This window comes from Mycobacterium sp. NGS69 (assembly GCF_059812165.1).
In genome coordinates, this window is record NZ_JCALCD010000004.1 from 418,252 (window position 1) to 435,331 (window position 17,080).

The window sequence follows — 17,080 nt, forward strand, 5'->3', positions numbered from 1 at the left end:
TCATTCCGGCTTGGTGGCGTCGACCTGATCCCGGGTGTATTCGATGGCGGGCGGCGAGTCGCCGTAGACGTCGAGGGTGTGGATGAAGCGGTGCACGCCCATCACCCCGGCGCAGGTGAAGCCCAGCTCGATGATCTGCGCGGCGGTGAAGTGCTCCCCCAGCCGCTTGTAGAACTCGTCGTCCATGGCGTGATGGTCGGCCGACAGCAAATCGAGGAACTCGACGGCCATCTGTTCCTGCGGGGTGAGGTCGCCGTGGCCCGGGGCGAGCAGGCAGGCGACGTCCTCGTCGGTGATCGAGTCGTGCTTGCGCGACTGGCTGCAGGGCTCGCATTCGCCGAGTTGGGCGCTGCGGATGCGCAGCAACTCCAGGATCCGGCCGCCGAGCAGGGTGCCGGCACCGAGCTGGTGTCTGGCCATGTTGATCTGTTCGAGCTGTGCGCTGCGATACGCGAATATCTGCAGGGGCACCGGGGTGGCGTAGAGCCCGGCGGCGACGCCGGCCTCCACGATCTCGCGGGAGCGCGAGCTGAGCTGTTCCATTGGGATTGGCGCAATACGCGGCATAAATCAGGCTAACTTTCTTGTGCGTGGCCGAAAAGCCCCGATGAGTGGGAGAACTCGATGTCCAGACTTGCCGAAAAGGTCGCGATAGTGACCGGGGGTGCGGGCGGAATCGGTGCGGCGACGGCGCGCGAATTGGCCCGCGAGGGCGCCGCCGTCGCCGTCGTCGACGTCGACGAGGCGAAGGCCGCCGGGGTCGCCGACGAGATCCGGCGCACGGGGGCCCGGGCGATCGCGCTCGGCGGCGATCTCGCGCGGGAGGCGACGGCGCGAGACGTGGTGGAATCGACGGTCGCGGAATTCGGGCGCCTCGACGTCCTGCACAACAACGCGGCCCTGACCGCCAGCGACTTCCTGTCGCGGGACACCACGGTCACCGAGATGTCGCTGGATGTGTGGCAGCGGTCCCTGGAGGTGAATCTCGGCAGCCAGCTGCTGATGTGCAAGTACGCGGTTCCCGAAATGCGAAGGGGTGGAGGCGGTTCCATCGTCAATATGTCGTCGGGGGCCGCACTCAAAGGCGACCGCACCCGCCTGGCCTACGGCGTCTCGAAGGCCGGGGTGCACGCCCTGACGATGTACGTCGCGACCAGCGAGGGCAAGGCGGGCGTGCGGGCCAACACGATCGTGCCCGGCTTGATCCTCACCGACGCCGTGCGCGCGCACCTGTCCGAGGAGATCATCGGCCGCCTCGGCCGGGCCACGTTGACGCCGTACCTCGGGGCACCGCAGGACGTCGCCGATCTCGTCGTCTTCCTGGCCTCGGACGCGTCGCGATACATCACCGGGCAGATGATTGCGATCGACGGCGGGATGTCCGCTCATGTCGGCCTCGACACCGGTGACTAACCGCTCGTCGGACCGAGCGCGTACGCGCCGGTCTCCGGATGGTGATACCAGCCGCCGGCGGCATGCGTGCCGCCGTCGACGTGGATCGTCTGGCCGGTGATGTAGCTGGACATCTCGGACGCGAGAAAGACTGCCGCGCCCGCCATTTCGTCGACGTGACCGGCCCGGCCCATCGGGACGGTGAGGCCGAATCGCTGCTCGGAGCCGGGCGGCGCGATCGCCCTGATGCCTTCGGTCAGGGTGATGTCGGGCGCCAGCGCGTTGACCCGGATGCCGTGCGGCGCGAGCTCGAGCGCGGCGGTCTTGGTGTAGTTGATGACGCCGGCCTTGGCCGCCGCGTAGGTCGCGTACCCGGGTGCGGCCCGCACGCCCTCGATCGAAGTGACGCTGATGATGCTGCCGGGCAGCTTCTGCTCGACGAGGGCGCGCGCGACCCGCTGCGTGCACAGGTAGACGTGGCGCAGGTTCGACTTGTACAGCGCGTCCCAACCGTTCTCGCTGGTGTCGAGAATGCCCGACCAGAAAACCCCGCCGGCGTTGTTGACCAGGATCGACACCGTCCCCAGTTCGGCGGAGGTCTGCGCCAGCGCGGCGTCCACCGCGGCGCTGTCCCGCACGTCGACGGTGAGACCCAGCGCGCCGATCTCTTCGGCGGCCGAGGCGCACGAGTCGGGGTGGCGTTCCCAGATCGCGACGCGCGCACCGAAGGCCTTCAGCCCCGCCGCGATGCCGCGGCCGATGCCCGCGCCGCCGCCGGTGACGACCGCGACGCGGTCGGTCAGAAGAACGCTGGAGGGATCGAGTGCCATGACGATGACTATAGAATATCCGCACGTCAAGGTTTACGGTCTGAACTGAATATGTTCGATGTGTAATGCATGGGAGGGTCGCCATGGCCAGCACGATCTTCGTCACCGGCGCGACCGGTCAGACCGGCGGCAACGTCGCCCAGCAGCTGATCGAGCGCGGTGACCACGTCCGCGCGCTGGTGCGCGAACCTGACGACGCCGCGGCGCTGGCCGCGATCGGCGTCGAGCTGGTCAAGGGCGACATCACCGACGCCGACGACGTGCTGGCCGCGGCGAAGGGCGCCGAGGCGGCCATCCACTGCGCCGCACTGCTGGGCGGCGCGAGCCAGGACCTCGAGGACTTCAAGGCCGTCAACACCATGGGCACCACGCACGTCCTGAACGCCGCCAAGGCCCACGGCATGCGCCGGGTCGTCGCCCTGAGCACCGCCACCTTCCTCGACCTGAGCACCGGCGTCGATTTCGAAGAGGCGCCCGTGCTGCGCAACCCGCCGGGCGACCCCTACACCGTCACCAAGCTCGCCGCCTTTCTCGAAGCGCACCGGCGCGCGGCCGCGGGCGACGACGTGCTGACGTGCCACCCGGGCGCGATCTTCGGTCCCGGCCTGGTCGTCGCGCGCGCCCTGCACCGCACCAGCTTCAACCGGGTGCTGCTGGCCGGCATGCGCGGAAAGATCAAGCGCTATCTGGCTTTTCCCGTGACCTGGGTGGCGGGGGCGGACGTCGCGAAGGGCTCGATCGCCGCGCTGGACAAGGGCGTGGCCGGGGAACGCTACCTGTTGGTCGGCCGCCCCGAGGACACCTTCAGCACCGCCGGCGGCATCAACCGCGCCTGCGAGATCGCCGGAATCGACCACCGCGTCGAGGATCTCGACTACCGCAGCGACCCCGAGGCGCTGACCGCCGAGTTCGGACCCACCCTGATGGCGATCGCGAAGGCCGCGGCCAAGAGCGAGCGCAAGCCCCGGGCGACCGCCAACCTGACCACCCGGCGGCTCGGTTATGCGCCCATGTCCTTCGATGACGGCCTACGGCTGCTGATCTCATGGCTGCGCGAGCTCGGCAAACTGTAGGGGCCGCCGCGGTGGATCTGTCCGATCGGATCCTCGACGCGGCCCAACGGCTGGTGTTCCGGACGGGCGCCCGCAAGCTATCGCTCTCGGATGTGGCGACGCTCGCCGGGGTTTCGCGACCCACCATCTATCGCTATTTCGCTTCCAAGGAAGAACTCATCGACGCGCTGGGCAAGCGGGAGCGCCACCGCTTCGCCGCCGCGATGGACGACGCGACGTCCGGGGTCGTCGGCGTCGCCCGCCTCGAGGCGGCTGTCGACGTCGTCGCGACCTTCGTCGAGGCGCAACCGCCCGGGCGGCTGCTCGACCTGGAGCCGACATTCGCCCACGACCAGATGGCCCAGGCGCTGCCCATGCTCGCCGAAGGGCTGGTGACGGTTTTACGGCGCTGCGCCCGCGAGGGCGCGTTCGCCACGGCGGTGGACCCGCGCGCACTCGCCGGCGCGATCGCCCGGACCGCGTTGAGCCACTACATCTTTCCCGACGCCGACCGCGCCGCGGCGCGCCGGGAGATCCGGGCGGCGGCCGGCCTTTCCGGCGCGGGTGGTCGCCAGTAACGAGGCGCGGCAAAGCAGCTGTGTCGTTACCGGCCCGCGTCGCTGGTGGCTCGTATCGCGGATTCAACTTCGTCAGCGGTGAGTTCCTTGGTGCAAAAGAACCAATCCTCGCAATGGGTCTTATCCACGCGCCCGCGCATGCGCTCTTCGGCGGTGCCCGCGGAGCCGGGAGCCGACAGGATCACCGGTTCGCCGGGGCGCCAATCGGCGGGGGTTGCGACGCCGAAATGATCCGCCGTCTGCAGCGCCTTGACCACGCGCAGCAGTTCGTCAAAGTTACGGCCGAGACTGAGCGGGTAGTAGATGATCGCACGGATGGTGCCCTGCGGATCGATGACGAAAACCGCTCGTACCGCCTTGGTCGAGTCTTCGCCAGGCATGATCATCCCGTACTTCTTGGCTACCTCCATCGAGACGTCTTCGATTACGGGATAATCGATTTCGACGTCTTTGAGTCCACGGAAGGCGATCTTGTCTTTGATCGTCCGTAGCCAGGCGATGTGGCTGTACAACCCGTCAACCGACAGTCCCGCCAGTTCAGTGTTGTAGGTCGCAAACTGTTGCTGCATCGAAGCAAAGGTCATGAGCTCGGTGGTGCAGACGGGGGTGAAGTCGGCCGGATGCGAGAACAGGATCACCCATCTTCCTTGGTAGTCAGCAGGAAAGTTGATCTCACCCTGGGTGGTCGGGGCCGTGAACGCGGGGGCCGGGTCACCGATGCGCGGCATCTGTGTTGTCGCGACGGCTCCATCTGAATCGGTGCTCATGGCAATCCGTCCTTCCTGAATAAACCTCAACTCGCGTAGTTGCCGCGTCTTGGTAAGCGTGCACCTGATCCGCCTTCAGTGCGTAGGGCCGATGGTCACGTCCCACCGCCCCTGGGATGCGTCACCTGGGGCGTCATTTCGGCAGGTGCATCGTTGGCCCGGGGGAACCGATTTCATGACGGAGTCCGCGTGCCAGCCACAGCCCGCCCAAGTGGTCTTGCCGCAACGAGGGCAACGCACGGGGTAGCACACGCCGCTACGCCTGCGCGTGGTCCTGGGCGGACCGTTCGAAAACCGGTGCAAAAGCCCGGCAAGGGCCGCACCACGGCGCCCAGAAGTCAACGGGGACGATTGGGTTTTCCGCGATCGTCGTCTCGAAATCGGTCGCGGTGAGCGCTTTTACGGACATCGCTCGCATCCTTTCGATCGCACCGGCGTCAATGCCGAGTTTTGATACCCGCTAGTATACAGATACCCCCATGGGTATTGGCGACCCGCGAAGACTAGCCGTTGGTTGAGGCGCTTCCTTCCGTTCGACCCACGCGCGCGGGACCTTCGGCCCTAATCCCCGGACGTCACCGGCCGCATAGTCATGGCTTGGAGGCGTGGGGCTCACAGATACCCCGCCGGGTATATGATGTTCTCATCTGAAACCCATCGGCCCGTCTCACTGAGGAGCAGCAATGGCACGAGTCGTCATTCTCGGTGCTGGTATCGCCGGACATACCGCCGCACTGCACCTGCGCCGGTGGCTACCGCGAGCCCATGAGGTCGTCGTGGTCTCGCCGAATCCGGACTGGAACTGGATCCCGTCGAACATATGGGTCGGCGTCGGCCGGATGGATGAAACCAAGGTCCTCATCCCTCTGAGGCCGATCTACCGGCGCAAGGGCATCGTCTTCCACCAGGGGTTCGCCACCGCGATCCGCCCCGAAGGCACGGCCGAGCAGGCGGCGCCCTCGGTGGACTTCACTTACACCGACGACGAGCGCCGCGGCCAGACCGCCTCCATCACCTACGACTACCTCATCAATGCGACCGGCCCGCAGCTCAACTTTGCGGCCACACCCGGCCTGGGCCCAGACGGCCACTCCCATTCCGTGTGCACCGCCGCCCACGCCGTCGAGGCGGCGAGGGCTCTCGATCAGGTCATCGCCAAGCTCAAGTCCGGCGAAAAGCAGCGCCTAGTCATCGGCGTCGGGCACGGCACCTGCACCTGCGAGGGTGCGGCGTTCGAATACACCTTCAATGTCGAGCACGTGTTGCGGGCCGCCGGCGTGCGCGACCTTGCCGAGATCGTCTACCTCACCAACGAATACGAGTTGGGCGACTTCGGCGTAGACGGAATGAGCTTCGTCGACAAGGGCTTCGTCCAGTCCAGCCGGCTGTGGACGGAGTCGCTTTTCCGCGAGCGCGGCGTCAAGGCGATCACCCAGGCGGCCGTGCACGAGGTGATGGAAGGCAAACTGCGCTACGAGCAGCTCGACGGCAAGGAGCACGACCTGGACTTTGACTTCGCGATGCTGCTGCCGCCGTTCAAGGGCGTCGCGCTCGCCGCCTACGACAAAGACGGCAACGACATCACTTCCGTCCTGTTCGCGCCGTCGGGCTTCCTCAAGGTCGACGCCGACTACTCGGGCAAGCCATACGACGAATGGTCCGCGGAGGATTGGCCGCACACCTATGAGTCGCCGGCATACCCGAACATCTTCGCGCCGGGCATCGCGTTTGCGCCGCCGCACCCGATCTCCCGGCCGCGCAAGAGCCGCAGCGGAACCGTCATCACGCCCAGCCCGCCGCGCACCGGCATGCCGTCGGGCATCATGGCCAAAACAGTCGCCGAAACCATCCGAGACCGCATCAAAAACCCCGGAGCCGCGGCGCACCGCGCGTCGATGGCGACTATGGGCGCCGCGTGCGTCGCCTCCGCCGGTACCGGCTTGCGCAAGGGCTCCGCGGCGGCGATGACCATGTTCCCGGTCGTCCCCAATCCGGTGAAGTACCCGCAGACCGGCCGTGACGTGGCCGGCACCTCCGGCGAGCTGGGCCTGGCCGGGCACTGGATCAAAGTGATGCTGCACTACCTGTTCATCTACAAAGCCAAGGCCAGACCGTTCTGGTGGCTGATCCCGGAATGAAAGGCGATCCCATGGGCGACGGCAACATCTATTCCGAGGTGGACGCGCGCACCGCCGAACGCATCGCTGGCGCTCCCCTGCCCACCCGCGCCACGCTGCGGATGCGGCAGAACCTGTTCGTCCAGTTTTGGCGCTTTGTTCGGCTCAACCTCAAGATGATGCGGATCGTTAACAGCGGACACGGCTGAGTCGCGCATAGTGAACGAGCTCAGTCGAGCTGAAACTTGGTGGCGCCGAAGGGCTCCGACGTGCCGAGGGCGAACACCGTCGACGCTTCGACGCGGTAGACGTGCCACGGCGCGGGGCCGGCCGACGGGGCGCTGAACTCGGCCGTGACCGCGTCGCCCGCCACCCGGCAGGGCCAGCCGTCGTGGACGAAAGCGGCCGCGACGGAAGCTAATTCGCCCTCGTTGGTGACGCGCTCGGCGGCGCCCTCGACGACGAGGTCGAACGGCTCGGTGGCGACGCTGACGACGCATCTGGGATCGCGCGCCAAGTTCCGGGACTTGCGCGTCGAAGGCCCGGAGGTGAAATACCAGCTGTCGCCGCACCGAACGACCCCGACCGGCATCACGTGCGGGCTGCCGTCGGGATTGATCGTGCTCAGCCACACGGTGTGGCGTTGCGGGCCGCCGGTGCCCGGCGCCTGCGGCAGCTCACCGTCCAGCGCCGCCTGGACGCGGTCCCATTCAATTGGCGGTGCGCCGTACCCGTCGAGGTTGCGCTCTGTGATCGTCATACCGGTATTGACCGACGCCGCATGCAGAAGTCATCGCTCGCGCAGCAGGAACAGGCCGTACGCGGCGATCGACTGCGCGTCGGCGATCACCCCGGTGCGCATCATCTCCTCGACGTCCGCGCGCGAGAACCATTCGCTGTGCATGTCCTGTTCCTCGTGCTCGCGGTCCGCTTCGCCCTCGACGATGCCGGTGGCCAGGAACACCCACCCGCGCTGACTCGTCATGCCGGCGGCGACGTCCAGCAGGCCCAGCGCCTCGATCGACGTCGCGCGCAGCCCGGTCTCCTCGCGCAGCTCGCGCTCGGCCAGCTCGTGCGGGTCGACCTCCGCGTGATCGGGGGCGCTGCCCTGCGGGAACTCCCAGCGCCGCGCGCCGAGGGGATAGCGGTACTGCTCGACCAGCCGGAAACGGTGCCCGTCGTAGGGCATCACCAGCGCGTAGGTCGGCTTGTCGATCACGGAGTAGATGCCGGCGCTGCCGTCGGGGCGGCGAATCTGATCCTCACGCACCGCCAGCCATCGGTTCCGATAGATCTCGCGGGACGCGACGCATTCGATGAAGGGCACGTCGCCCAGTATCACCGGTGCGGTAGCGTCCGGAGCCATGCCATCCCCCGAAGCCATCACCGAGACCGTAAAGAGCTACCTCGCGCTCGTCGCCGACGGCAAGACCGACGACATCGTGGCGCTCTACGCCGACGACGCGATCCTCGAGGACCCGATCGGCGCGGACCTCCGCCGTGGCCACGACGCGATCCGCGAGTTCTATGCGGGCTTTCAAGACGCCAAGAAGGAGACCGAACTCCTCGAGATCCGGGTCGGTGGCAGCGAAGCCGCGTTCTTGTGGAACCTCACGCTCGACGGCGGCGACAGCCGCAGCCGGCTCTCCCCCATCTCGACGATGTCGTTCGACGAGGACGCGAAGATCACGTCGATGCGGGCGTTCTGGTCACCCTCGGACTTCAAAGTCCTGTAGCCTCCGCGACGCGCTTGATGCGCCGCAGCGTCTCCTCGATGCCACGGTTGACCTGACGTCCCCGCGGGACGAGGGCCTCGGCGAGCCTGTTGGCGACCGAGCACCACAGGAATTCGAACGACTCGGTGAGCAGCGTCCCGGACGCCGACGGCTCCATCGTGTAGCGCCAACGGGTTTCCTCGCGGCCGGCGCCGTCGTTCACGGTGGCGAAGCCGAATTCGCGGCCCCGCTCGGCGGTCTCGATCACCGCCGTCCTCGCCCAGCGCATGCGTCCGAGCCGGTTGTGCCCGCGGAAGCGCACGCCCGGGGCCGCCGCGGTCGCTCCGTCCAGCCACTCGCAGCGGTAGCACTCCGGGCTCCACTCGCCCATCCGTGTCACGTCGGCGATCAGGTCGTAGACGACCTCGGGCGGTGCGGCGATGTCGATGCTGCTCTGGCCGCGCCGCGCTGTGGGCATGGCCCGAGTATGGCAGTGGACTCGTGCGATGCCACCGCGACCGCAATAATGCAGCGATGGCCCCTGAAGATAGGGAGATCCGCCGCTCCGGCATGCGTAGCCACATCATCGTCAGCGGCGAGGACGCGCTGGCGACGACGATCGTCGAGGAGCTCAACAACGCCGGCGTGCACATCGTCAAGCTCACCAGCCCGACCGAGCTCGCCACCGCCGGGATCGCCCGCGCCCGCGCCGTGATCTGCGCCGGGGACGACGACGCGATAAATCTCGAAATCGCGCTGCTGGCAAGGAAAGCCAATCCCGACGTGCGGGTGGTGGCACGGCTGGCCAACGACGTGCTGCGGACGGCGATGGCCGCCGACAAGCGCCCCGGCGCGATTCTGGACGTCGCGGACCTCGCGGCGCCGTCCGTCGTCGAGGCGTGCCTGGCGCACACCGTGCACCCATTCGAGGCGGCGGGCATCAGGTTCGTCGTCTCGGGCTCCGAGGCGCCGCGCGACGCGACACTGCGCGAGATCTACGGCGACCTGGCGCCCGTCGCGGTCATTCACGGCGAGAACTGCGCCACCCCGGGCCAGGTGGAGCCTTGCCCGGGCCGGGATCTGCAGGTGCACGCCGGCGACTGGACCGCGATGATCGGCACCGCCGACGAGCTGGCCGCCCGCGGCATCAAGGTCCCGAAACCGACCGCACGGCGGTCGCACCGGGCCTGGCTGCGCCGACTGCTCGATGCCGCGCGCGGCCTGCGTGACGACGTCAACCCCATGCTGCCGCGCGCCCTGCTGGCCGTGGCGCTGCTGCTGATCGGGTCGACGGTCGTGTTGCGCTTCACCTATCAGCCGCACCAGAAGATGACCTGGCTCGACGCGTTGTATTTCAGCACCGAGACGATCGCGACCGTCGGTTATGGCGATTTCAGCTTCCTGCAGCAGCCCACCTGGCTGCGGCTGTTCAGCATCATGCTGATGCTCGCGGGCGTGACGACCACGGCGCTACTCGTCGCGTTCATGGCGGACCTGCTGTTATCGCGGCGTTTCGCCCATTCGGCCGGCCGCCGGCGGGCCCGCCATCTGCACAATCACGTCATCGTCGTCGGGCTGGGCTCGTTCGGCAGCCGCGTCATCGCCGACCTCGCCGGCGCCGGGTACGAGGTGGCGGTCATCGAGCGCGACGACAACAACCGGTTCCTGTCGGCGGCGGACGACCTGGACGTGCCGGTGATCTTCGGGGACGCGACGCTGCGCCAGACCCTGGCCTCGGCCCGGGTCGACCGGGCCCGCGCGGTGGCGGTGTTGACCCAGGACGACATGACCAACATCGAGACCGGGATCGTGCTGCGCGAGATGCTCGGCCCGCGGGTGATGCCGGAGCTGGTCCGCCCCGACGTGCCGGTCGTGCTGCGCATCTACGACCGCGCGCTGGGCGCCGCGGTGGCGCAGCGGTTCGGCTTCGAGAACGTGCGCTCGACCGTCGATCTGGCCGCGCCGTGGTTCATCGGCGCCGCGATGGGGCTGCAGGTGCTGGGGACGTTCTGGGTGGGGCAGCGCTCCTTCATGGTCGGCGCCATGCACGTGGCCGCCGGCAGCGAACTCGACGGGCTGAAGATGTTCGAGCTGTCCACGCAGACCCGGGTCATCGCGATCACCCGCCAGGACATGCCGGTCGAACTGCACCCGCGCCGCGACGCCTGGCTGCGCGGCGGCGACACCGTCTATCTCGTCGGCCCGTACCGCGAGCTGCTGGCAACGCTGCGCAAGGGCCAGCCGCCGCAGGAGCCTGCCGCCGACGATGAGCGCGCGTCGGCCTAAAGCTTCGCGGCGACGTCGGCCGCGCGGCGCAGCTGGTCGAGGTCCGAACTCGTCGGGATGAGCTGCACCTCGTCGGCGCCGATTCCCTCGAACTTGCGCAGCACCGCCAGCAACTCGTCCTCGCTGCCGGCCCAGCCGGTCATGGGCGCCATCGCGTCGACGTATTCGGCCGGGATCCAGTTCATGTAGTGCAGCAGGTGGCGTCGAACCTGGGCGCGGGCCTGCTCGGGTGGGCCGAACGCGAACCAGAACGACGTCACCAGGTGCGGTTTGGGCCTGCCGGCGTTGGTCCACGCCTCCCGCGCCACGTCGAACAGCTCATTCTGCTTGGCGACGTCGAGGTCCAGCGTGGTGCCGGCCAGCCCGTCGGCCCAGGCCGCGGCGCTGCGGACGGTCTTCGGCCCGATGCTGCCGACGAACAGGGGCGGACCACCGGGCTGTACCGGGGCCGGCCCGACCGGCAGCACCGACTCGGTGATCTTCTCGCCGGCCCACACCCGCTTCATCACCGCCACCCGTTCGGCCATGCCGCGCATCGTCTGCGTCGCCGGGTCGGCGCCGACGGCGTGATAGTCCTCGTGCCGGCCGCCCACGCCGATGCCCACCGTCAGCCGGCCGCCGCTCAGCACGTCGCCGGTGGCCAGGCCCTTCGCCAACATGACGGGATCGTGCAGCTGCGGCACGATCACCGTGGTCATCAGCCGGACCCGGGTGGTCCACGCGGCCAGCGCGCCCAGCAGCGTCAGGTTGTCCGGGTTTTCGAACGCGATGCGCTCGCCCCAGCACAGCGACGAGAACGGGCCTTCGTCGATGGCGCGGGCCCAGCTTTCGAGCACCGCCGCGTCCAGGTCGGGTTCCATCACCGGCATGGTCATCGCTATCTGCACAGACGCGATTCTGGCAGCATGAGGAAGATGGGTTTCACCAGCACCTCCATCGCGCATGTCCGGCTGACCGTGACCGATATCGAGCGATCGCGGCGGTTCTACGAGAGCGTGTTCGGCTGGCCGGTCTTGCTCGAGGTTCCCGAGAACGCCGACGAGGCCACCCGCAACCAGTTCGCCTTCCTGTTCGGCGGCGTCATCTACGACCTGGGCGGCACGCTGCTCGGCCTGCGGCCGGTCGCCACGGACCGCTTCCACGAGGATCGCTGCGGTCTCGACCACATCGCGTTCCGGCTCGGCAGCAGGGCCGAATTGGACGCCGCGGCAACGCATCTCGACGAGGTAGGCGTCCCGCACGAGCCGGTCAAAGACATCGGCCCGTCGTACATCCTGGAGTTCCGCGACCCGGACAACATCGCCTTGGAGCTGACGGCACCCAAGTAGCGATTCGCCCGTTCGCGAGGGTGCGCAGAATGCCAGCCCGCGCGGCGTGTCGCCGGACAAACACGCACGCCCGCGGAGGGGTAGAGAGGAACTATGCCCATCAGTTTCAACCACACCATCGTCGCCGCCCGCGACAAGCGGCAGTCCGCGGAATTCCTCGCCGACCTGTTCGGCCTGCCCAGCCCCAAGCCGTTCGGCCACTTCATGGTCGTCGAGCTCGATCACGGCGCCAGCCTCGATTACGCCGACGTCCCTGAGGGTGAGGAAGTGCGGCGTCAGCACTACGCGTTTCTCGTCTCCGAGGACGACTTCGACGCGATCTACGGCAAGATCTCCTCGCGCGGCCTGGAGCACTGGGCCGACCCTCGCCAACAACGACCGGGCGAGATCAACCAACGCGACGGCGGGCGCGGCGTCTACTTCCTCGATCCCTGCGGGCATGCCATGGAGATCCTGACTCGCCCCTACGGCTCGGGCTAATCGCCGCGCGGCGAGCCGTGCCGCACGTGTTCCTGGTCGCGATAGTCGTTGGCCATCTGCGCGACGTGCTTGGGCAGGGCGCCGGCAGCGACGTGGGCCAGGGTCGTCTCCTCCAGCACCGAGCGCATGCTGGCCCGCAGCGCCCGCCACACGTCGGCCAGCGGCGCGGTGGGCCCGGAATACGGCAGGTCGCCGAGACCGATGTCGCGGACGCTGGCCAAGGGCCCGTCGATGCAGCGCAGCACGTCGGCGATGCTGATCTCGTTTCCGGGCCGGGCCAATTCGTAGCCGCCCTCGCGGCCGCGGTGGCTGCGCACCAGGCGATCGGTGCGCAGGTTGGTGAGGATGTCGACGAGAAATTGCGGCGGTATGCCCTGGGCTTGGGCCAATTCGTCGGTCGTCACCAGCGTGCCGCCGTCGACGGTGGCGAGCTGGACCATCGCCCGCACCGCGTACTCCGCCTTGGCCGACATCCGCATGGTGAGGATTGTGCCATTGGCCTATGGATTGGCTACGGGCGCAACTCCAGCAGGTCGATGACCCTCTGCGCGTGCTCCTCGACGTCGCGATCCGGCGTCAGCCGCAGGTCCGGGTTCTCCGGCTGCTGATACGGGCTGTCGATGCCGGTGAAGTTCTCGATCTCACCGGCGCGCACTTTCGCGTACAGCCCCTTGGGATCACGCTTCTCGCACTCGTCGAGCGGGGTATCGCAGAACACCTCGAAAAACTCCAGGCCGGCGTCGGCGTGGACCCTGCGGGCGAATTCGCGGTGCTCCGCCAGCGGGCTGATCGCCGGCACCAGCACGACTTGGCCGCTGTCGGCCAGCAGCGCCGCCACGTGCGCCAGCCGGCGCAGGTTCTCGGCGCGGTCGGCCATGGAGAAGCCCAGGTCGGCGTTCAGGCCGTGGCGCAGGTTGTCGCCGTCCAAAACGTAAGCGGGAATACCGCTTTCGAGCAGCGTCCGCTCGACCTCCATCGCCACCGACGACTTCCCGGAGCCCGACAGGCCGGTGAACCACACCGTCTTGCCGCGGGTCCGGGCGCCCTCGCCGACGAGCGACTTGTGCCGCACGGTGTTGGGGCTGGACGTCTGCACCGAGACGTCACGCAACACCATGCCCGCCGCCACCGTGCCGTTGGTGTTCGGGTCGATGAGGATGAACGAGCCGGTGCTGGAGTTGCGGGTGTACTCGTCGAGCAGCAGCGGAACCTGGGTGCGCAGCGAGATGCGGCCAAGCTCGTTGAGCTGCAACGCCGTTGCGGACTTGTCGCGGTGCAGGGTGTTGACGTCGAGCCGGTACTCCAGCGCGGTCACCCGCGCGCGGGTGGTCCGGGTGGTGTGCTTGATGAGGTAGTCGCGGCCCGGCTCCAGGGCCGCGTTGTCGGCCATCCAGCACACGGTTGCGTCGAAATCCTGCGTGACCCTGGGCTGGTTGTGGGTGCGGGCGATCATGTCGCCGCGCGAGATGTCGATTTCGTCGGCCAGACTCACCGAGACGGCCATCGGCGGAAACGCTTCCTGCACAGGGCCGCATGCGCCCTCGATCGCGGTGATCCGGGTGGTCTTGCCGATCGGCAGCACCACCACCTCGTCGCCGGGACGCATCACCCCGCTGGCCACCGTGCCGGCGTAGCTGCGGTGATCCCGATGCTCGTGGGTCTGCGGCCGGATGACGTATTGCACCGGGAAGCGCACGTCGACCAGGTTGCGGTCACCGGCGATGTAGACCTCTTCGAGGTGCGACAGCAGCGCCGGGCCCTCGTACCACGGCGAGTTGTCCCCCTTGCTCACCACGTTGTCGCCGTTGAGCGCGGAGATCGGGATGGTGGCCACGTCCTGCACGTCGAGCCGGGCCGCGAAGGCGTGGAACTCGTCGCGGATCCACTCGAATCTTTCCTTGTCCCAGTCGATCAGGTCCATCTTGTTGACCGCCAGCACGATGTGCTGGATGCCGAGCAACGACGCCAGGAAGGCGTGCCGTCGGGACTGCTCCAGCAGGCCGTGGCGGGCATCGACGAGCACGATCACGAGCTGAGCGGTCGACGCGCCGGTCACCATGTTGCGGGTGTACTGGATGTGTCCCGGCGTGTCGGCGATGATGAATTTCCGCTTGGGAGTGGCGAAATAGCGGTAGGCGACGTCGATGGTGATGCCCTGTTCCCGCTCGGCCCGCAGGCCGTCGGTCACCAGCGCCAGGTCGGTGTAGTCGTGGCCGCGCTCCTCGGACGCCCTTTCCACCGACGCCCATTGGTCTTCCATCACGGCCTTGGAGTCGTAGAGCAGGCGCCCGATCAGGGTGGACTTGCCGTCGTCGACAGAGCCGGCGGTTGCGAGCCTCAATAACGTTGTCATCAGAAGTAACCCTGCCGTTTGCGGTCTTCCATTCCAGCTTCCGAGATGCGGTCGTCGGCGCGGGTCGCACCCCGCTCGGTCAACCGCGCCACCGCCGTCTCGGCGATGACCTCGCTTACGGTGGCGGCCTCGGACTCCACGCACCCGGTGCACGTGACGTCGCCGACGGTGCGGAACCGCACGGTGGCCTCGAACACGGGCTCGTCGGCGCGTGGCTGCATGTGCCGGTCCACCGCCAGCAGCATGCCGTCGCGCTGAAACACCTTGCGCCGGTGCGCGAAATAGATCGACGGCAGCTTGATCTTCTCGGCGCCGATGTAGGACCAGATGTCGAACTCGGTCCAGTTGGACAGCGGGAAGACACGGATATGCTCGCCCTTGTGGTGCCGGCCGTTGTAGAGGTTCCACAGCTCGGGCCGCTGGGCCTTGGGGTCCCACTGGCCGAACTCGTCGCGGAAGCTGAACACCCGCTCCTTGGCGCGCGCCTTCTCCTCGTCGCGGCGCGCGCCGCCGAACGCGGCGTCGAACTTGTTCTCCCGGATGGCGCGCAGCAGCGTCACGGTCTGGATGGGGTTGCGCGACGGGATCGTCTCGACGACCCGGCCCGCGTCGATGTCCTCCTGAACCGACGCGACCACCAGCCGCACCCCCGACTCGGCCACCAATTCGTCGCGGGCGGCGATCACCTCGTCGAAGTTGTGTCCGGTGTCGACGTGCATGACCGGGAACGGCAGCCGCCCGGGCTTAAACGCCTTGAGCGCCAGGTGCAGCATGACGATGGAGTCCTTGCCGCCCGAGAACAACAGCACCGGGCGCTCGAACTCCGCGGCCACCTCCCTGATGATGTGGATCGCCTCGGCCTCGAGCGAGCGCAGATGGCTCAACTCGTACTGGCCGGCCGCGGGGGCCGCGTTGACAACGCTGGTCATAGGCACCTCGTTGCATTCCCGATAAACTTGGTCGAACTGACCATCTTTATGGTCATTGTCCTATATGGAACCAGCCGGTCCCGCCGGTGTCAATGACCTGTCGGGTATTTGCGGGGACTCGCCGGTGCGAAAGCATGGACGCATGGCAACTGAAACGCAGAGCGGCCGCGATGTCATCTCGCAATTCCTCCCCCAATCGCCGTTCGTCGCGAAGCTGGGGATCGTCGCCGATCAGCTCGGCGACGACGAGGTGCGGCTGCGGCTGCCGTGGGATCCCTCCAACGTCACCGTCGGCGACCTGGTGCACGGCGGCGCCATCGCCACCCTCGCCGACCTCACCGTCATGGCGGCGGCGTGGTGCGGCGCCGACGCTCCCCCATCGCTGCGCGGCGTCACGGTGTCGATGGCGCTGGATTTCATGGCGCCGGCACGCGCCACCGACCTGATCGGGGTGGGCCGGGCGCTGCGGCGCGGCCGGTCGCTGGTCAACTGCGAGGCCGAGATCGTCGACCCGTCCGGCACGCTGGTCGCCAAGGCGCTGGCCACCTACAAGGTGGGCTAGTTTTGCGGCGAGCAGACGCAGAATCGCATCAGATCGCGGCTTTCCGTGCGATTCTGCGTCTGCTCGCGCGGGGAAGGCGAGCGCGCTAGAGGGTGACTTCCTGGAGCTTGCCGGTGGCGACGTCGAAGACGAAGCCGCGCAGCGAGACCTGCTTGGTCACGAACGGGTTGTTCTCGACGCGGCGCAGCGACTGCCGGACGTCCTCGGCGGGATCGGGAAACGCCTCGGCCGCCCACGGCGGCTTGACCCCGGTCTCGTCCTGGATGCCGCGCTTGAAGTCGTCATCGGTGAAGGTGAGCATGCCGCAGTCGCTGTGGTGGATCAGGATGATCTCCCGGGTCCCCAGCAGCCGCTGGCTGATGGCCAGCGAGCGGATGACGTCGTCGGTGACGACGCCGCCGGCGTTGCGGATGACGTGGGCCTCGCCCTCGTTGAGGCCGAGCAGGCGATAGACGTCGAGCCGCGCGTCCATGCACGCGACGACCGCGACGTGCTTGCTCGGCGGCATCGGCAGCGGGCCCTTGAAGGTGCTCGCGTACTGGGCGTTGTTGGCCAGGTAGTCATCGGTAACGGTCACGCAAGCCTCCTCTGGGTGTGGCGGCCTGAAAGTAGCAGCGAGCCACCCGTAATTCAGCCATGAAAATCAGCCGGATCACAAGGACGATCACGGCTGGTTAACCTGTCCCAATGC

General features: G+C 67.9%; 22 protein-coding genes and 1 pseudogene. 10 read left to right on the plus strand and 13 right to left on the minus strand.

Features of this window, described 5'->3' with window-relative positions; translation table 11 throughout:
• Positions 1-543 carry a carboxymuconolactone decarboxylase family protein gene (locus AC5Y2S_RS14755; RefSeq protein WP_499956833.1) on the minus strand — a complete coding sequence of 181 codons (543 nt, stop codon included), beginning with the start codon at positions 541-543 and terminating at the stop codon, positions 1-3.
• Positions 544-624: 81 nt separating this feature from the next.
• Between AC5Y2S_RS14755 and AC5Y2S_RS14760 the strand changes: the two genes are divergently transcribed.
• Positions 625-1,413 (plus strand): SDR family NAD(P)-dependent oxidoreductase, encoded by a 789-nt coding sequence (locus tag AC5Y2S_RS14760; RefSeq protein WP_499956834.1) that lies wholly within the window; start codon positions 625-627, stop codon positions 1,411-1,413.
• Here AC5Y2S_RS14760 and AC5Y2S_RS14765 read toward each other — a convergent pair.
• Positions 1,410-2,222 (minus strand): SDR family NAD(P)-dependent oxidoreductase, encoded by an 813-nt coding sequence (locus AC5Y2S_RS14765; protein WP_499956835.1) that lies wholly within the window; start codon positions 2,220-2,222, stop codon positions 1,410-1,412. The genes AC5Y2S_RS14760 and AC5Y2S_RS14765 overlap by 4 nt on opposite strands.
• Before the next feature lie 83 nt (positions 2,223-2,305).
• On the opposite strand from AC5Y2S_RS14765, the gene AC5Y2S_RS14770 reads away from it, so the two are divergent.
• Both AC5Y2S_RS14770 and AC5Y2S_RS14775 read left to right on the plus strand, forming a co-directional pair.
• Positions 2,306-3,295 carry an NAD-dependent epimerase/dehydratase family protein gene (locus AC5Y2S_RS14770; RefSeq protein WP_499956836.1) on the plus strand — a complete coding sequence of 330 codons (990 nt, stop codon included), beginning with the start codon at positions 2,306-2,308 and terminating at the stop codon, positions 3,293-3,295.
• Between the two features lie 11 nt (positions 3,296-3,306).
• A complete protein-coding gene (locus AC5Y2S_RS14775; protein ID WP_499956837.1) occupies positions 3,307-3,852 on the plus strand; it encodes a TetR/AcrR family transcriptional regulator in 546 nt (181 codons plus the stop codon).
• A gap of 26 nt (positions 3,853-3,878) precedes the next feature.
• On the opposite strand, the gene AC5Y2S_RS14780 is transcribed toward AC5Y2S_RS14775, so the two are convergent.
• The 3 genes and pseudogenes from AC5Y2S_RS14780 to AC5Y2S_RS14790 all read right to left on the minus strand — a co-directional run.
• Positions 3,879-4,580 (minus strand): peroxiredoxin, encoded by a 702-nt coding sequence (locus AC5Y2S_RS14780; protein ID WP_499957056.1) that lies wholly within the window; start codon positions 4,578-4,580, stop codon positions 3,879-3,881.
• 114 nt (positions 4,581-4,694) lie between these two features.
• Positions 4,695-4,871, minus strand: a complete 177-nt coding sequence (locus AC5Y2S_RS14785) for a DUF8730 family Cys-rich protein (RefSeq protein WP_499956838.1) — start codon at positions 4,869-4,871, stop codon at positions 4,695-4,697.
• 16 nt (positions 4,872-4,887) lie between these two features.
• Positions 4,888-5,028: pseudogene (locus tag AC5Y2S_RS14790) on the minus strand (thioredoxin family protein); the annotation flags it as partial.
• A 274-nt stretch (positions 5,029-5,302) separates the two neighbouring features.
• On the opposite strand from AC5Y2S_RS14790, the gene AC5Y2S_RS14795 reads away from it, so the two are divergent.
• Both AC5Y2S_RS14795 and AC5Y2S_RS14800 read left to right on the plus strand, forming a co-directional pair.
• Entirely contained in the window at positions 5,303-6,757 is a 1,455-nt protein-coding gene (locus AC5Y2S_RS14795; protein ID WP_499956840.1) for an NAD(P)/FAD-dependent oxidoreductase, read from the plus strand.
• 11 nt (positions 6,758-6,768) lie between these two features.
• Positions 6,769-6,945: a hypothetical protein gene (locus tag AC5Y2S_RS14800; RefSeq protein ID WP_499956841.1), complete on the plus strand. Its 177-nt coding sequence runs from the start codon at positions 6,769-6,771 to the stop codon at positions 6,943-6,945.
• 20 nt (positions 6,946-6,965) lie between these two features.
• Here AC5Y2S_RS14800 and AC5Y2S_RS14805 read toward each other — a convergent pair whose 3' ends face one another.
• Together AC5Y2S_RS14805 and AC5Y2S_RS14810 are read right to left on the minus strand one after the other, a co-directional pair.
• On the minus strand, positions 6,966-7,496 hold the full coding sequence (locus tag AC5Y2S_RS14805; protein ID WP_499956842.1) for a DUF447 domain-containing protein: 531 nt from the start codon (positions 7,494-7,496) through the stop codon (positions 6,966-6,968).
• Positions 7,497-7,526: 30 nt separating this feature from the next.
• Complete coding sequence (locus AC5Y2S_RS14810; RefSeq protein ID WP_499956843.1) at positions 7,527-8,120, minus strand: NUDIX domain-containing protein; 594 nt, start codon at positions 8,118-8,120, stop codon at positions 7,527-7,529.
• Here AC5Y2S_RS14810 and AC5Y2S_RS14815 point away from each other — a divergent pair.
• Complete coding sequence (locus AC5Y2S_RS14815) at positions 8,101-8,472, plus strand: nuclear transport factor 2 family protein (protein ID WP_499956844.1); 372 nt, start codon at positions 8,101-8,103, stop codon at positions 8,470-8,472. The two genes, AC5Y2S_RS14810 and AC5Y2S_RS14815, sit on opposite strands and share 20 nt — an antisense overlap.
• Here AC5Y2S_RS14815 and AC5Y2S_RS14820 read toward each other — a convergent pair.
• Positions 8,459-8,929, minus strand: a complete 471-nt coding sequence (locus AC5Y2S_RS14820) for an SRPBCC family protein (protein ID WP_499956845.1) — start codon at positions 8,927-8,929, stop codon at positions 8,459-8,461. The two genes, AC5Y2S_RS14815 and AC5Y2S_RS14820, sit on opposite strands and share 14 nt — an antisense overlap.
• A 92-nt stretch (positions 8,930-9,021) precedes the next feature.
• Between AC5Y2S_RS14820 and AC5Y2S_RS14825 the strand changes: the two genes are divergently transcribed.
• The gene (locus AC5Y2S_RS14825; RefSeq protein WP_499957057.1) at positions 9,022-10,737 is read left to right on the plus strand and encodes an NAD-binding protein; all 1,716 of its coding nucleotides are present in this window, start codon (positions 9,022-9,024) and stop codon (positions 10,735-10,737) included.
• Here AC5Y2S_RS14825 and AC5Y2S_RS14830 read toward each other — a convergent pair.
• Positions 10,734-11,612 carry an LLM class flavin-dependent oxidoreductase gene (locus tag AC5Y2S_RS14830; RefSeq protein WP_499957058.1) on the minus strand — a complete coding sequence of 293 codons (879 nt, stop codon included), beginning with the start codon at positions 11,610-11,612 and terminating at the stop codon, positions 10,734-10,736. The two genes, AC5Y2S_RS14825 and AC5Y2S_RS14830, sit on opposite strands and share 4 nt — an antisense overlap.
• A 39-nt stretch (positions 11,613-11,651) precedes the next feature.
• On the opposite strand from AC5Y2S_RS14830, the gene AC5Y2S_RS14835 reads away from it, so the two are divergent.
• Together AC5Y2S_RS14835 and AC5Y2S_RS14840 are read left to right on the plus strand one after the other, a co-directional pair.
• The gene (locus AC5Y2S_RS14835; protein WP_499904522.1) at positions 11,652-12,065 is read left to right on the plus strand and encodes a VOC family protein; all 414 of its coding nucleotides are present in this window, start codon (positions 11,652-11,654) and stop codon (positions 12,063-12,065) included.
• A 93-nt stretch (positions 12,066-12,158) separates the two neighbouring features.
• Entirely contained in the window at positions 12,159-12,545 is a 387-nt protein-coding gene (locus AC5Y2S_RS14840) for a VOC family protein (RefSeq protein WP_499956847.1), read from the plus strand.
• Here the strand turns inward: AC5Y2S_RS14840 and AC5Y2S_RS14845 are convergent.
• Genes AC5Y2S_RS14845 through cysD form a run of 3 tightly spaced genes read right to left on the minus strand, consistent with a single transcriptional unit; the run spans position 12,542 to position 15,827 of the window.
• Complete coding sequence (locus tag AC5Y2S_RS14845; protein ID WP_499956848.1) at positions 12,542-13,024, minus strand: Rrf2 family transcriptional regulator; 483 nt, start codon at positions 13,022-13,024, stop codon at positions 12,542-12,544. The genes AC5Y2S_RS14840 and AC5Y2S_RS14845 overlap by 4 nt on opposite strands.
• 32 nt (positions 13,025-13,056) lie before the next feature.
• On the minus strand, positions 13,057-14,898 hold the full coding sequence (gene cysC / locus AC5Y2S_RS14850; protein WP_499956849.1) for an adenylyl-sulfate kinase: 1,842 nt from the start codon (positions 14,896-14,898) through the stop codon (positions 13,057-13,059).
• Positions 14,898-15,827 carry a sulfate adenylyltransferase subunit CysD gene (cysD, locus tag AC5Y2S_RS14855; RefSeq protein WP_499956850.1) on the minus strand — a complete coding sequence of 310 codons (930 nt, stop codon included), beginning with the start codon at positions 15,825-15,827 and terminating at the stop codon, positions 14,898-14,900. Before cysD ends, cysC begins: the two co-directional genes overlap by 1 nt.
• Positions 15,828-15,969: 142 nt before the next feature.
• Here cysD and AC5Y2S_RS14860 point away from each other — a divergent pair, with 142 nt between their 5' ends.
• On the plus strand, positions 15,970-16,389 hold the full coding sequence (locus AC5Y2S_RS14860) for a PaaI family thioesterase (RefSeq protein WP_499956851.1): 420 nt from the start codon (positions 15,970-15,972) through the stop codon (positions 16,387-16,389).
• An 85-nt stretch (positions 16,390-16,474) separates the two neighbouring features.
• Here the strand turns inward: AC5Y2S_RS14860 and AC5Y2S_RS14865 are convergent, their stop codons facing one another.
• Positions 16,475-16,966, minus strand: coding sequence for a beta-class carbonic anhydrase (locus AC5Y2S_RS14865; protein ID WP_499956852.1), 492 nt, complete (start codon positions 16,964-16,966; stop codon positions 16,475-16,477).
• Between the last annotated feature and the right edge of the window lie 114 nt (positions 16,967-17,080).

Coding starts and splice junctions, on each gene's coding strand:
- AC5Y2S_RS14755 (WP_499956833.1), bottom strand. CDS start 543: ATGGAACAGCTCAGCTCGCGCTCCCGCGAGATCGTGGAGGCCGGCGTC.
- AC5Y2S_RS14760 (WP_499956834.1), top strand. CDS start 625: ATGTCCAGACTTGCCGAAAAGGTCGCGATAGTGACCGGGGGTGCGGGC.
- AC5Y2S_RS14765 (WP_499956835.1), bottom strand. CDS start 2,222: ATGGCACTCGATCCCTCCAGCGTTCTTCTGACCGACCGCGTCGCGGTC.
- AC5Y2S_RS14770 (WP_499956836.1), top strand. CDS start 2,306: ATGGCCAGCACGATCTTCGTCACCGGCGCGACCGGTCAGACCGGCGGC.
- AC5Y2S_RS14780 (WP_499957056.1), bottom strand. CDS start 4,580: ATGCCGCGCATCGGTGACCCGGCCCCCGCGTTCACGGCCCCGACCACC.
- AC5Y2S_RS14795 (WP_499956840.1), top strand. CDS start 5,303: ATGGCACGAGTCGTCATTCTCGGTGCTGGTATCGCCGGACATACCGCC.
- AC5Y2S_RS14800 (WP_499956841.1), top strand. CDS start 6,769: ATGGGCGACGGCAACATCTATTCCGAGGTGGACGCGCGCACCGCCGAA.
- AC5Y2S_RS14805 (WP_499956842.1), bottom strand. CDS start 7,496: ATGACGATCACAGAGCGCAACCTCGACGGGTACGGCGCACCGCCAATT.
- AC5Y2S_RS14815 (WP_499956844.1), top strand. CDS start 8,101: ATGCCATCCCCCGAAGCCATCACCGAGACCGTAAAGAGCTACCTCGCG.
- AC5Y2S_RS14810 (WP_499956843.1), bottom strand. CDS start 8,120: ATGGCTTCGGGGGATGGCATGGCTCCGGACGCTACCGCACCGGTGATA.
- AC5Y2S_RS14820 (WP_499956845.1), bottom strand. CDS start 8,929: ATGCCCACAGCGCGGCGCGGCCAGAGCAGCATCGACATCGCCGCACCG.
- AC5Y2S_RS14825 (WP_499957057.1), top strand. CDS start 9,022: ATGCGTAGCCACATCATCGTCAGCGGCGAGGACGCGCTGGCGACGACG.
- AC5Y2S_RS14830 (WP_499957058.1), bottom strand. CDS start 11,612: ATGACCATGCCGGTGATGGAACCCGACCTGGACGCGGCGGTGCTCGAA.
- AC5Y2S_RS14835 (WP_499904522.1), top strand. CDS start 11,652: ATGGGTTTCACCAGCACCTCCATCGCGCATGTCCGGCTGACCGTGACC.
- AC5Y2S_RS14840 (WP_499956847.1), top strand. CDS start 12,159: ATGCCCATCAGTTTCAACCACACCATCGTCGCCGCCCGCGACAAGCGG.
- AC5Y2S_RS14845 (WP_499956848.1), bottom strand. CDS start 13,024: ATGCGGATGTCGGCCAAGGCGGAGTACGCGGTGCGGGCGATGGTCCAG.
- cysC (WP_499956849.1), bottom strand. CDS start 14,898: ATGACAACGTTATTGAGGCTCGCAACCGCCGGCTCTGTCGACGACGGC.
- cysD (WP_499956850.1), bottom strand. CDS start 15,827: ATGACCAGCGTTGTCAACGCGGCCCCCGCGGCCGGCCAGTACGAGTTG.
- AC5Y2S_RS14860 (WP_499956851.1), top strand. CDS start 15,970: ATGGCAACTGAAACGCAGAGCGGCCGCGATGTCATCTCGCAATTCCTC.